Here is a 13,806-nt window from a genome sequence, read left to right as displayed (position 1 = left end):
TCCACAACAACGAAGTGAAGGAATCCCGATGACATTCATGCGCAAGGGCACCGCCGTACGGCGGACCGTCTTCGCTCTGGCCGCGACCGCGCTCACGGTGGGCGCACTGACCGCCTGCTCCGGCGGCAGCACGGGCGGCGGCAGCAACGGCGGAAGCGCCAACGACATCGAGAAGGCGCTCCAGGAGGGCGGCGAGATCACGTACTGGTCGTGGACGCCCTCGGCCGAGGCGCAGGTCGCGGCCTTCCAGAAGAAGTACCCCAATGTGAAGGTCAACCTCGTCAACGCGGGCACCAACACCGAGGAGTACACCAAGCTCCAGAACGCGATCAAGGCCGGCTCGGGCGCCCCCGACGTCGTGCAGATCGAGTACTACGCCTTCCCGCAGTTCGCGCTGTCGGACTCGCTGCTCGACCTCGCGCCCTACGGCTTCGGCGACCTCGAGAGCGCCTACGCCCCGGGCCCGTGGGGTGCGGTCGACTTCGACGGCAAGATCTACGGCCTGCCGCAGGACTCGGGCCCCATGGCCCTGTTCTACAACAAGTCCGTCTTCGACCAGTACGGCATCGCCGTCCCGACGACGTGGGACGAGTACTACGCGGCCGCGCAGAAGCTGCACGCCGCCGACCCGACGAAGTACATCACCGCCGACACGGGCGACTCCGGCTTCACCACCAGCATGATCTGGCAGGCCGGCGGCACCCCGTTCAAGGCCGACGGCACGAACGTCACGATCGACCTGCAGGACGCGGGCTCGAAGAAGTTCGCCGACAACTGGAACCGTCTCATCGACGGCGGTCTGCTGTCCGACACCCCCAGCTGGAGCGACGAGTGGTTCAAGGGCCTCGGTGACGGCTCGATCGCCTCGCTCGTCATCGGCGCCTGGATGCCGGGTGTCCTCGAGTCCTCCGTGAAGGACGGCGCGGGCAAGTGGGCCGTGGCCCCGATCCCGACGTACGACGGCAAGGCCGCGACGGCCGAGAACGGCGGCGGCGGACAGGCCGTGACCAAGCAGAGCAAGAACCCCGCGCTGGCCGCGGGCTTCCTCAAGTGGCTCAACAACGACGACGAGAGCCTCACGATCTTCGCGGAGTCGGGCGGCTTCCCCTCCACGACGGCGCAGCTGAGCGACCCCGCCTTCGTCGACAAGAAGTCGGACTACTTCGGCGGCCAGCAGATCAACCAGGTCCTCACGCAGGCGTCGAGCGACGTGGTGAAGGGCTGGAGCTACCTGCCCTTCCAGGTGTACGCCAACAGCATCTACGGCGACACCGTGGGTCAGGCCTACGCCACCAAGGGCGACCTGAACGAGGGTCTGTCGACGTGGCAGGACCAGCTGGTCCAGTACGGCAACGACCAGGGCTTCAGCGTCAACAAGTAAGCCGATGATCGGGGGCGGGTCGCAGCGCACGAGCGAGCGGCCCGCCCCTTCCCTTCCCGCTCCAGGAGAGCCCGCATGACCTCCCCCACCCGCATCACGCTGGACCCCCACCGACCCGGAGCCGAGGTTCCGCGCCGCCTGTTCGGCACGTTCGTCGAGCACATGGGCCGGTGCGTGTACGACGGCATCCATTCGCCCGGACACGCGACGGCGGATGAAGCCGGCTTCCGTGCCGACGTGCTCGCCCTCGTGCGCGAGCTCGGCGCGACGGTGGTGCGCTACCCCGGCGGGAACTTCGTCTCGGGCTACCGCTGGGAGGACGGTGTCGGTCCGCGCGCGGATCGTCCGGTGCGGCTGGATGCCGCGTGGCACAGCACCGAGACCAACCAGGTGGGGCTGCACGAGTTCGCCGAGTGGGCGGATGCCGCGGGCCTCGAGGTCATGGAGGCCGTGAACCTCGGCACGCGCGGCGTCGCCGACGCGGCCGACCTGCTCGAGTACGCGAACCACCCCTCCGGCACCGCGCTGAGCGAGCGCCGGCGCGCGAACGGCCGCGACGAGCCGTTCGGCATCCGGCTCTGGTGCCTGGGCAACGAGATGGACGGGCCGTGGCAGATCGGCCACAAGACCGCCGACGAGTACGGGCGCCTCGCCGCCGAGTCCGCGCGCATGATGCGCTTCATCGACCCGACCGTCGAGCTCGTCGCCGCGGGCAGCTCGAACCACGAGATGCCGACGTTCGGCGAGTGGGAGCGGACGGTGCTGCGGCACACCGCGGGTCTCGTCGACCACATCTCGGTGCACGCCTATTACGAGGAAGACCCCGCCGACCCGCAGAGCTTCCTCGCCAGCGGCGCCGCCCTCGACCGCTACATCGGCGAGGTCGCCGACATCATCGACGAGGTCGGTGCCACGACCCCCCAGGGCACTCCGATCGGCATCAGCGTCGACGAGTGGAACGTGTGGAACCAGACGCGCTGGAACGAGGTCGACAAGCCCCGCGTCTTCACGGGCGACTGGCCGATCGCGCCGCGCCTCATCGAGGACGACTACACCGTCACCGACGCCGTCGTCGTCGGGTCGCTGCTCATCACCCTGCTCCGGCGCGCGGACCGCGTGTCGATGGCGAACCTCGCGCAGCTGGTGAACGTCATCGCGCCCATCCGCACGGAGCCCGACGGCGGACCCGCGTGGCGGCAGACGACGTTCCACCCCTTCCGCCTGACGGCCGAGGCCGCGACCGGCCGGGTCGTGCCGGTCGACGTCGAGGGCGCCCGGATCTCCACCGCCCGTCACGGCGACGTCGACGCCGTCGATGCGATCGCCACGGTCGACGGCGACACCGCCCACGTGTTCCTCGCCCACCGCGCGCTCGACGCGGCGACGGAGATCGAACTCGACCTCGGGCCCGTGGCATCCGCCGACGCCGTCGTGATCACGATCCCCGACGGCGGCGACCGCAACACGACGAACTCCGCCGACGCCGAACCCGTGGCGCCCGCACCGCTCGCGGTCGACGTGGTCGACGGCATCCTGCGCTTCACCCTGCCCCCGCTCGCCTGGGCGCGCGTCCGCGTGCAGCTGGCCCTGTGATCCCGAAAGACATCGTGACGACCTTCACCATCGGCGAGACCGACTTCCTGCTGGACGGGCAGCCCTTCCAGGTCATCTCCGGGACGCTGCACTACTTCCGCATCCACCCCGAGCACTGGGCCGACCGCATCCGCACGGCGAAGGCGATGGGGCTCAACACCATCGAGACGTACGTCGCGTGGAACGCGCACGAGCCGGTACGCGGCGAATGGGATGCCACGGGCTGGAACGACCTCGGACGCTTCCTCGACCTCGTCGCCGCCGAGGGTCTGCACGCCATCGTCCGGCCAGGCCCCTATATCTGCGCCGAGTGGCACAACGGCGGCCTGCCGGTCTGGCTGACCTCCACCCCGGGCATCGGACTGCGCCGCTCGGAACCGCAGTACCTCGCCGCGGTGACGGAGTACCTGGAGCGCGTGTACGAGATCGTCGCGCCGCGCCAGATCGACCGCGGCGGCAACGTCGTGCTGGTGCAGATCGAGAACGAGTACGGCGCGTACGGCTCCGACAAGGACTACCTGCGCGAGCTCGTGCGCGTCACCCGCGACGCCGGGATCACGGTGCCGCTGACGACCGTCGACCAGCCGATGCCGTGGATGCTCGAGAACGGCAGCCTCCCCGAGCTGCACCTTACGGGCTCGTTCGGCTCGCGCTCGGCCGAACGCCTCGAGACGCTGCGCGAGCATCAGCCCACCGGTCCGCTGATGTGCTCGGAGTTCTGGGACGGCTGGTTCGACTGGTGGGGCAGCATCCACCACACCACCGACCCCGCGGCCTCCGCCCACGACCTCGACGTCCTGCTCGCGGCGGGCGCCTCGGTGAACATCTACATGGTGCACGGCGGCACGAACTTCGGCGCCACCAACGGCGCCAACGACAAGGGCCGCTTCGACCCCATCGTGACGTCGTACGACTACGACGCCCCGATCGACGAGTCGGGCCACCCGACGGCGAAGTTCCACGCGTTCCGCGACGTCATCGCGAAGTACGCCGCCGTGCCCGATCTCGAGCCCTCGCCGCGGCCGGACGCGCCGGTGTTCGAGGTGGCGCTCTCGGGCGAGGGCGACTGGATGCCGGCATCCACCGGTTCCGTCTCCGACGCGCCCGCGACGTTCGAGGAGCTCGGACACCTCGGGGCCCTGGTGCGGTACGACGTCGCGCTGCCCGCGTCCTCTGCGGACCGCGCCGTGCTCGCGTTCGGCGAGGTCCGCGACCTCGCGTGGGTGCACGTCGACGGGGCGTTCGTCGGACGCCTCTCCCGCACGCTGCACGAGCGCGCGCTCGCGATCCCCGCGGGGGCCACGCTCACCGTGCTCGTCGAGGACCAGGGCCGCGTGAACTACGGACACCGCCTCGGCGAGCAGAAGGGCCTGATCGGGGGGGCGACGCTCGACGGCGCGCCGCTGACGGACTGGACCGCGACGCCGATCGACCTCGCCGCCGCCACCGGGACCGGCGCGGGAGCCGTCGGACGGGTGATCCTGCGCGGGAGCTTCGAGCTCGACTCGGTCGCCGACCTGTTCCTCGACACCGCGGCGTGGGGCAAGGGCTTCGCGTTCGTGAACGGCTTCTTCCTCGGGCGGTACTGGCGGAACGTGCCGCAGCAGACGCTCTACGTCCCCGCGCCGGTGCTGCGCGCGGGCGCGAACGAGATCGTCGTGCTCGAACTGGAGCAGGCCGTCGAGCTCGTCGCGCGCTTCGTCGCGCAGCCGGAGCTGGGGCAGCTCGAGGAGTAGAGCGCGTTCCCGCACCAGGCATCAAGCCCGAGAACAGGCCGATCACGCGAAGATCGGCCTGTTCCCGTTGCGGCGCCTGTTTTCGCGCCGGAGGTTCGCCCGCCGTGGAGCGAGAAGAGTCGGCGACCCGGTACTCATAATGCCGGTTGGGATTTTTATGAGTAAAGTTACTACCGCATAAAGAGCGAAGGGGGCTTTATGACCGCGTCGGACTCATGGCCGCCCATCGGGAGTGAAGACCTCCTGTGGGAACCGTCGGCGATGACGATGTCGAGAGGCCCGCAACGCTACCGCGCGGCCATTCCCTCGAGGATCGCGAGTCTTCTTCCCGCACCGGTTCCGGAAACGAGCGCTCTCGCCGATCTGGCCGCTCAGGAGCTGAGCCGATTCGACGCCGAACTCGGCCACCGCATCTCGACCTTCGCCCCCGTCCTGCTTCGCTCCGAAGCGGCTTCGTCCTCCCAGATCGAGAATCTGACCGCCAGCGCACGAGCCATCTTCAGCGCCGAACTCGGCGCCACCCGAAGTCGGCATGCGATCGAGATCGCGGCGAACACGCGCGCGATGGCGACAGCCCTGGATCTTGCCGAACAGATCTCGACCACGGCGATCCTCCAGATGCACGCCGTCCTCCTCCACGACCAGCCTCGCCACACTCCTGGGCGATTCCGGGATGAGGCCGTGTGGATCGGCACTCGCTCGGATTCACCCGTCGGCGCGGAGTTCGTCGGCCCATCGCACGAGCGAATAGTCGGCCTCATCGAGGACGCGCTTGCATTCGCACGACGCACGGACATTCCTGTCCTCACCGCGGTCGCCGTCGCGCATGCGCAGTTCGAAACCATTCATCCGTTCAGCGACGGGAACGGTCGCACCGGACGTGCGCTCGCGCAAGCGATGCTCCGCTATCGCGGCACGACCCGGAATGTGGCCGTTCCCGTCTCGGCGGGGCTTCTCGCGGACGTCGAGGGGTACCATCGCGCGCTCACGGCTTACCGCGCGGGGGACGTTTCACCCATCATCGCGGCCTTCGCCAACGCCGCCCTGCGAGCCGTCGCCAACGCTCGCGAGCTCGTCCGCGAACTGGACGCGATCCGGAACGATTGGGACACCCGCCTTCATGCGCGGAAGTCGAGCAATGCCTGGCGCCTGCTCGACGTCCTGCTCGCCCGCCCCGTCGTCGACTCCGCAACGGCTGCCGATGCCCTGGGCGTTCGACAACCGAACGTCTATCCACCCCTTCAGTCGCTGGTGGATGCCGGCATCCTGAAGTCCAAAGCCGAGCACCGTCTCGGACCGTACTGGCGCAGCGACGAGGTGCTGGCCGCGATCGATCGGTTCGCCGAGCGTGCGGGGCGCCGCCAGAAGGCGACCTGACCTCCGTCAGCGAGCGCTGTCGCGGACGACCAGCGTCGCGGGCACCGTCTCGCCCGTGTGCGCGCCGCCCTCGATCGCGTCGACCAGCACCGCGACGGCGCGCGCGCCGAGGGCGTCGAAGTCCTGCCGGACGGTCGTGAGCGGGGGGCGGTACTCGGCGGCATCCACGATGTCGTCGAATCCGACGACCGCCACGTCCTCGGGGACGCGGCGACCGGCGTCGGCGAACGCGCGCAGAGCGCCGAGCGCCATCTGATCGTTCGCGACGAAGACCGCAGTGGCACCGTCGAGCGCGCGGGCAGCGGCATGACCGGATGCCGAGGTCCAGTCGCCGCGCACGAGGTCGGGCACGCGGCGACCGGCGTCGGCCAGGGCCTCGCGCCACCCGCGCTCGCGCTCGGTCGCGGCGAACGAGCGCGCGGGCCCGGCGATGAGGTGCACGGTGTCGTGTCCGCGGGAGAGGAGGTGCTCGACGGCCGCGCGGGCACCACCGGCGTGGTCGGTCTGGACGATCGAGAACCGGTCGTCGGGCGGGGAGTCCACGACGACGAGGTGCAGGTCGCCGGGCGGATCGATGTCGCGCACGAGCTCGGTCGCCTCGTTCAGCACGACCGCGCCGTCCACGCCCTGCGAGCGCAGGCGAGCGAAGGCGTCGCGGATGCCGCGCTCCCCCACGCTCACGACGGCGAGCGCGTAGTCGCGCGCGGCGGCGGTCTCGGAGATCGCCTGCAGCATGCGGGAGTTGCCCACGGATGCCAGGGTCGACACGACGAGTCCGATCGTGGAGGTCTGTCCGGTGCGGAGCGCTCGCGCTGCGCGGTGCATGCGGTAGCCGAGATCGCTCATCGCCTTCTCGACGCGGGCACGGGTCGCGGGGTCGACACGGGGACTGCCGTTGGCAACGCGCGACACCGTTTGCGCCGAAACACCGGCCGCTGCGGCCACATCGGCCATCGATACGCGCATGCCACCCCCTCGGTGTTGACGATATCACGCCTGATCTGTAGCGTGTTATCGTGAACACGGACAGCCCCACCGCGGTGGCCCTCGGCGCCGGAGTCGTCAAGCGCCCCACGCGCCTGGCCGACGGCCGCGAACTGATCTACTTCGACGACGCCGACACCGCCCTCGGCGCGGAACGCTCGGTCGACGCCCGCACCCTCGACCCGCGCCCCACCACCGCGACCATGCGACAGGACGTGCTGACGGGCGACTGGATCACCGTGGCATCCAATCGCCAGAACCGCGCGTTCCTGCCTCCCGCGCACCTCGACCCGCTGGCCCCGCAGACGCCGACCAACCCGTCCGAGATCCCGTCGCGCTACGACGTGGCGGTCTTCGAGAACAAGTCGCCCTCGTTCGGCCCCGCGCTCGACATCGCCACCGCCGACGCCCCCGCCGCGATCGACCCGCCGCGCGGCGACGACGACCTCGAGCACCTGGGCCTCGGCCGCACCCGCACCTCGGTCGGGCGCTGCGAGGTCGTCTGCTTCAGCCCCGAGCACGAGGGGTCGTTCGGGACGCTGTCGCGCACCCGCGCGCGGACCGTCATCGAGGCATGGGCCGACCGCACGGCCGCGCTGTCGGCGCTCCCGGGCATCCGGCAGGTGTTCCCGTTCGAGAACCGCGGGCAGGAGATCGGCGTCACCCTCCCCCACCCGCACGGGCAGATCTACGCCTACCCGTACGTCACCCCGCGGACGCAGCGCCTGCTCGACACCGTCTCGCGCACCTCGCCCGACCTCTTCACGCACATCCTCGAGTTCGAGGCATCCGGTCCGCGCGTGGTGCTCCGCGGCGAGCACTGGACGGCCTTCGTCCCGTTCGCGGCGCGCTGGCCCATCGAGGTGCACGTGCTGCCGCACCGCCACGTCGCCGACCTCGCCGAGACCACCGATGCCGAGCGCGACGAGCTCGCCCCGTTCTACCTGCGGCTGCTGCGCGGCATCGACGCGCTGTACGAGACGCCCACTCCGTACATCGCCGCGTGGCACCAGGCGCCCGTCGCCCGCGCGCGCGACAGCGTGCGGCTGAACCTGCAGATCACCTCTCCCCGTCGCGCCGCCGACAAGCTGAAGTACCTCGCCGGATCCGAAGCCGCCATGGGCGCCTGGATCGGCGACGTGACCCCCGAGTCGCAGGCCGAACGCCTGCGCGCCGCCCTCGACACCGTTCCGGAGGTGACGGCATGACCGCCGTCGACGACGCCCGCGCCCTGCTCGCCGCACCCGAGGTGGGAGTGTGGTCGGCGCCCGGCCGCGCCAACCTCATCGGCGAGCACACCGACTACAACGAAGGCTTCGTGCTGCCCTTCGCGATCGCGCAGCGCACCGCCGCCGTGGTCGCCCTCCGTGACGACGACGTCATCCGCGTGCGGTCGACGTTCGCCGACGACGCGGTCGAGGTCTCACTCGCCGACCTCGACGCCCGCATCGCCGCCGGTGGCCTCGACTGGGCGGGATACCCGCTCGGTGTGGCGTGGGCGCTGCGCGCGGCGGCCCCGGATGCCACGCCCCGGGGCGTCGACATCGCCCTGGCGTCGGAGGTGCCCGTGGGTGCCGGCCTCTCGTCGTCCGCCGCGATCGAGGGGGCCGTGGCATCCGCCCTCAACGACGTGTGGGGCGCCGGCCTCGACAAGGTCGCTCTCGCCCGCGTGGGTCGGACGGCCGAGAACGACGCGGTCGGAGCGCCGACCGGGATCATGGATCAGATGGCCTCGATGCTCGGCGTCGCCGACGCGGCCACGTTCCTCGACTGCCGCACGCTCGAGACCCGGCCGGTCGCGCTGGGTTTCGCGGAGGCGGGCCTGGCGATCCTCGTCGTCGACACACTCGTCGAGCATGCCCACTCCTCGGGCGGGTACCGCGAGCGCCGCGAAGCGTGCGAGCGCGGGGCCGCGGCCTTCGGCGTGCCGGCGCTGCGCGACCTCACCGTCGACGACCTGCCGCGGGCCGCCGAGATCCTCGACGACGTGACCTTCCGCCGGGTGCGCCACATCATCACCGAGAACCAGCGGGTGCTCGACACCGTCGCCGCGCTCGATGCCGAGGGCCCGACGGCGATCGGCGACCTGCTGACCGCATCGCACGCGTCGATGCGCGACGACTTCGAGATCTCAGTGCCCGAGCTCGACCTCGCCGTCGAGACGGCCCTGGCCGCGGGGGCCCTGGGCGCGCGCATGACCGGCGGCGGCTTCGGCGGAGCGGCAATCGCGCTGATCCCCACCGAGCTCGTGCCCGCGGCGACCGACGCAGTGCACGCCGCGTTCGCGGCATCCGGATTCCGCGCCCCGAACGTGTTCACGGTCACGCCGTCGGAAGGTGCGCGCCGCGACGCGTGAGGTGCGGCCCGCGCGGGGCGTTGCGGCGCAGCGGCGCGGGGCGCGGTGCGGCCTGCACGGGGTGCGGCGCAGCGGCGCGGGGCGCGGCGCGGCGGGGTTGTGCTGCGATAAACGCGATCCACGACGAGAAACGCCACGTCCCGCCGTGTCTCGCCGCCGATCCCGTTTATCGGTATCAGGGCACGCCAGGATGGGGCGTATGGATGCCGCGGAACCCGTCGTCGACACCACCCGGGGTCGCGTGCGCGGCTTCACCCGCGGCGCAACGGCGGTGTTCCTCGGCATCCCGTTCGCCCAGGCGCCCGTCGGGCCGCTGCGGTTCGCCGCCCCGGTGCCGCCCGAGCCGTGGGAGGGCGAGCTCGACGCGACCGCGTACGGCGCCACGGCGCAGCGCGGCGACACCGGCATCACGCTGATCCCCGAGCCGAGCGTGCCCGGCGACGCCACACTGAACATCAACGTGTTCGCGCCGGTGGACGCGACTCCGGATGCCGCCCTCCCGGTGTTCGTCTGGATCCACGGCGGCGGCTTCGTCTCGGGGTCGCCCGCGAGCCGGTGGTACGACGGCGACGCGTTCACCCGCGACGGCGTCGTGACGGTGGTCCTCTCCTACCGGCTGGGCTTCGACGGATTCGGGTGGATCGACGGCGCCCCGTCCAACCGCGGGCTGCGCGACCAGATCGCGGCGCTGGAGTGGGTCAGAGACGAGATCGGCGCCTTCGGCGGCGATCCCGCGCGCGTCACGGTGGCGGGGCAGTCGGCGGGCGGCGGATCGGTGCTCGCGCTGCTGGCTTCGCCCGCGGCATCCGGTCTGTTCGCCCGCGCCATGGCGCTCTCTCCCGCGGTGGGAGCCGTCAGCGGAGCCGCCGCGCGCGGGTTCGCCGGACGCCTCGCGGACCTCGCGGGCGTGCGCCCCGACCGCGAGGGTTTCGCCACCCTGCCGGAGGAGCGTCTGCTCGAGCTGCAGCGGCTGGCGCAGAAGCCCGAGCGCCGAGCGCGGCTCACGGGGCTCACCGCGCTGCTCGACGACGGGCTGCCGCTCGGCCCGGTCATCGACGGCGACCTGCTGCCCCGCTCTCCGTTCGAGGCCCTGGCCGACGGCGCGTCGGCCGGCATCCCGCTCGTGGCGGGCGCGACCGACGACGAGTTCACGATGGTCACCGCGCGCTGGCGGAAGCCGTTGCGGTTGGTCCCGGTTTCGCTCGCCCTCGCGATGCTGGGGCTCGGGCGTTCCCGCCGCCGGGCGTACCTCGCTCGGTCGCGCCGCCGGGGTGCCGCGGCCCGGCTCGGCGGGTACGTCTCGGATCGTGTCATCCGCTCCGTCGTGCTGCGCACGGCACGGGCCCGCGGCGGGACCGCGACCTGGGTCTACCGCTTCGCGTGGCGTTCCCCCTCGGTCGGCTTCGCGTGCCACTGCCTCGACGTGCCGTTCTGGTTCGATCACCTGGATGCCGAGGGCGTGACGACGATCGCGGGCGACGTTCCGCCCGCCGACCTCGCCGCCGCGATGCACGAAGCCGCGGTCCGCTTCGCCCGCGACGGCGATCCGGGATGGCCGACCTGGGATGCCACGGCCCGCCGCGCTCGCGTGTTCGGAGCCCCGGCATCCACCCCGCCCGTCGAGCCCGACGCGTACTCGGATGTCGCCCCGCTGGTCTGACCGCACGGGCGCACGCAGCACGTACCGCGCTGCGGAGAACCTGCCCGACACGCCGGAATCTCAGTGCGGCGAGCGGCCTGTCGACGCCGAACTCCGCCCAGCGGTGCGGCCACAGGCCGCCGCTGCGCGCGCTACGCGAGCGCCGGAACCACCTCACGCTCGAACAGCGTGATGCCCGAGGTGTCGTAGGCGGCCTCGGGGAAGTAGTGGATGGCGTACCCGAGGCCGTGCTCGGCGCGGGCGCGCAGGCGCTCGACGATCTGCTCGGGGGTGCCGAACGCGTCGGAGGCGCGGTAGTCCGCCTCGATGGCATCCGCCCGCTCGTCGCCCACGTGGGGCCGCAGGCGTGCCACGACCGCCGCCAGGCGCTCGTCGGCCTCGGCCTCGGTGGCCGCGACGATCGTGTTGAAGTTGGTGGACCGCGTGATCTCGCCGAAGTCGCGGCCCAGAGTCTCGCAGTGACTGCGGAGCACGTCGGACTTGTGGTCGAACTCCTCGAGCGAACCGCCGAAGTTCGTGTAAGCGGCGTACTTCGCCGCGATCTTGAGCGTGACCTTCTCGCCGCCACCCGCGATCCAGAGCGGGATGCCACCGGGCTGCAGCGGCTGCGGCTGGACGATCGCGCCGTCAACCTCGTAGTACTTGCCGGCGAGCGTCGCCGAGCCCGTGGTCCAGGCCTGGTGCATGATCTCGACGCCCTCGCGGAGGCGCCCGAGACGCTCGGCGATCGGCGGGAAGCCGTAGCCGTAGGCGCGCCACTCGTGCTCGTACCAGCCGCCGCCGATGCCCATCTCGGCACGGCCGCCCGAGATGAGGTCGACCGTCGCCGCGACCTTCGCGAGGTACGCCGGGTTGCGGTAGCCCATGCACGTGCACATCTGCCCCAGGCGGACGCGGTCGGTGACGGCGGCGAACGCGGCCATGAGCGTCCACGCCTCGTGCGTCGCCTCGGCGCTGGGCACCGGGGTGGTGTGGAAGTGGTCGTAGACCCAGATCGACGACCACGGCCCTTCGTCCGCGCTCTGCGCGAGCGAGCTCATCGCCCGCCACTGCTCGGCGGGGTCGATGCCCACCAGATCGAAGCGCCAACCCTGCGGGACGAAGATGCCGAATTCCATGCGTTTCAGACTAGGGGCGGACGCGGATGTCCGGGCAAGGTCAGGGGTCGGTCGCCCGGAAAGGCACGGCCGACCCCCAGTCCGCTCAGCCCGTCAGCACGCCGCGTTCTGCACGAAGTTGATCCGGGCGCCGTTGGTATCCGTCATCCCTCCTGCCGCCGACGAGACGTTGCTCACGAGGGGCGTGGAACCTGCGTACAGGTCGCCGGTGGGAGTGAGGAAGAACCATCCGCCGACGGCCTTCGTACCCGAGGGCATCGCGGGGTACGTGTTGGTCACGTTCGCCCCGTTCGCGACCTTGGGTACGCCGTGGTCCATGAAGTTCACCATTGCTCCGCTGACGTCCGTCGCGTTACCGGAGGCCGAGGAGACACCGCTTGCGAGGGGCGAGTTCCCGGCGTAGAGGTCTCCGCCAGGCGTGAGGAAGTACCACCCGCCGACGGCCACCGCGTCCGCGGGCACGGAGTCGTACGAGGCAGTGATCGCCGTCCCCTTGATCTCCCTCCCCCCGCCCGGTTGCATGAAGTTCGCCTGCGCTCCGTTCGCGTCGGTCATCGACCCACGCGCGGACGACACTTGCTTCGCCACGGAGGTGTTCCCGGCGAACAGCTCCCCGCTCGAAGACAGAAAGAACCACCCACCCACGGCCGTGACATCGTTCGGGACAAGCGAATACGTCGTGACCACCGAAGCAGCGTTCGCGAGTTTGGCGACGCCGCCCTCGACGAAGTTCACGTAGGCGCCATGCACATCCGTTTGATTGCCGACCGCCGAGGAAACGTTGCTGGCGATGTGCGTGGTGCCGGCATAGAGGTCACCACCCGGCGTCAGGAAGTACCACCCACCGACCGCGACGGCATCAGCCGGGAGCGGCGAGTAGGTCGCTTGAAGCACCAGCCCCATGGCCTCCTTGCCCACGACGCTCGACGCGGTTCCGGTCAGACTGCTCGTGGCAGAAGCCAGGCCCGACATCGCGACGATCGTCTGCGTGGACGGAACGGTCGGCACGGTGATCGCGGGAACCGTGAGGGTTCCCCCCGCGGTCGAGACACCGCTCCACGTCGTGGCACCGCCGGCGAACGTGTACCCGCCCGAGAGGGTGACCGTGACCGACTCACCCGCCGAGGGAACGCCGTTGCGCGTCGCTGTCACCTGGGCACCGGTGATGGTGGCGCACGCCTGGCCGCTGTACGAGCTCTGGTCGAACGCGAGGGCGAGGGTGGTGGACGCCGCCGCAGCGGATGCCGTTGTCGTGATCAGAACAGCGGGAATCGTCCAGGCCGCTCCGGCAAGCACCGTGCGACGGCTTGTGGCCCCGAACTCCCTCTCACGTTCCGGTTTGTCGCCCGCTGCGGGGGGGGGGGGGGGGGGGGGGGGGGCAAACTGCTCTCGTTCGTTCATTTTCGTCCTCCGGGTTCGGGTATGGAGGTCGGCACGGGAAGCCGCTGTTGCGCACAACGGGAAGGTGTCGACGTCACCAACTGTTGCGACGAGCACCAACGAGCAGATCGCGCAGTCCTTCGGCGAACCCCGGGTGAAGGACAACTCCGCCGTGGGTGAGATCTCAAGGTGCGGAGTCGACGCACTGCCGATCCGACCTT

At 71.0% G+C, this 13,806-nt stretch carries 10 protein-coding genes; 7 read left to right on the top strand and 3 right to left on the bottom strand.

The annotated features are described in order from the left end of the window. Positions 1–28: 28 nt before the first annotated feature. The 4 genes from BW982_RS12190 to BW982_RS12175 all read left to right on the top strand — a co-directional run bounded on the left by BW982_RS12190 (position 29) and on the right by BW982_RS12175 (position 6,087). Positions 29–1,381: an ABC transporter substrate-binding protein gene (locus BW982_RS12190; RefSeq protein ID WP_139327427.1), complete on the top strand. Its 1,353-nt coding sequence runs from the start codon at positions 29–31 to the stop codon at positions 1,379–1,381. Positions 1,382–1,456: 75 nt separating this feature from the next. Beyond that, positions 1,457–2,974, top strand: coding sequence for an alpha-N-arabinofuranosidase (locus BW982_RS12185; RefSeq protein ID WP_076493503.1), 1,518 nt, complete (start codon positions 1,457–1,459; stop codon positions 2,972–2,974). A gap of 14 nt (positions 2,975–2,988) precedes the next feature. Further along, entirely contained in the window at positions 2,989–4,710 is a 1,722-nt protein-coding gene (locus tag BW982_RS12180) for a glycoside hydrolase family 35 protein (RefSeq protein ID WP_076493761.1), read from the top strand. A 198-nt stretch (positions 4,711–4,908) separates the two neighbouring features. Beyond that, complete coding sequence (locus tag BW982_RS12175) at positions 4,909–6,087, top strand: Fic family protein (protein ID WP_076493501.1); 1,179 nt, start codon at positions 4,909–4,911, stop codon at positions 6,085–6,087. Between the two features lie 6 nt (positions 6,088–6,093). On the opposite strand, the gene BW982_RS12170 is transcribed toward BW982_RS12175, so the two are convergent. After that, positions 6,094–7,053 carry a LacI family DNA-binding transcriptional regulator gene (locus BW982_RS12170; RefSeq protein ID WP_139327426.1) on the bottom strand — a complete coding sequence of 320 codons (960 nt, stop codon included), beginning with the start codon at positions 7,051–7,053 and terminating at the stop codon, positions 6,094–6,096. 50 nt (positions 7,054–7,103) lie between these two features. Here BW982_RS12170 and galT point away from each other — a divergent pair, with 50 nt between their 5' ends. From galT to BW982_RS12155, 3 genes are all read left to right on the top strand, one after another. Next, positions 7,104–8,279: a galactose-1-phosphate uridylyltransferase gene (galT, locus tag BW982_RS12165; RefSeq protein ID WP_076493499.1), complete on the top strand. Its 1,176-nt coding sequence runs from the start codon at positions 7,104–7,106 to the stop codon at positions 8,277–8,279. Beyond that, a complete protein-coding gene (galK, locus tag BW982_RS12160) occupies positions 8,276–9,427 on the top strand; it encodes a galactokinase (RefSeq protein WP_076493497.1) in 1,152 nt (383 codons plus the stop codon). The genes galT and galK overlap by 4 nt, the downstream gene beginning before the upstream one ends. 199 nt (positions 9,428–9,626) lie before the next feature. After that, on the top strand, positions 9,627–11,087 hold the full coding sequence (locus BW982_RS12155) for a carboxylesterase/lipase family protein (RefSeq protein WP_076493495.1): 1,461 nt from the start codon (positions 9,627–9,629) through the stop codon (positions 11,085–11,087). Positions 11,088–11,218: 131 nt separating this feature from the next. On the opposite strand, the gene BW982_RS12150 is transcribed toward BW982_RS12155, so the two are convergent. Together BW982_RS12150 and BW982_RS12145 are read right to left on the bottom strand one after the other, a co-directional pair. Next, complete coding sequence (locus BW982_RS12150) at positions 11,219–12,205, bottom strand: LLM class F420-dependent oxidoreductase (protein WP_076493493.1); 987 nt, start codon at positions 12,203–12,205, stop codon at positions 11,219–11,221. 93 nt (positions 12,206–12,298) lie between these two features. Continuing rightward, positions 12,299–13,501 (bottom strand): hypothetical protein, encoded by a 1,203-nt coding sequence (locus tag BW982_RS12145; RefSeq protein WP_076493491.1) that lies wholly within the window; start codon positions 13,499–13,501, stop codon positions 12,299–12,301. Between the last annotated feature and the right edge of the window lie 305 nt (positions 13,502–13,806).

Source organism: Microbacterium sp. RURRCA19A (genome assembly GCF_900156455.1).
Classification (GTDB): Bacteria; Actinomycetota; Actinomycetes; order Actinomycetales; family Microbacteriaceae; genus Microbacterium.
Note: the sequence above shows the minus strand (reverse complement) of the source record. Positions and strands in the feature narration are given on the sequence as shown.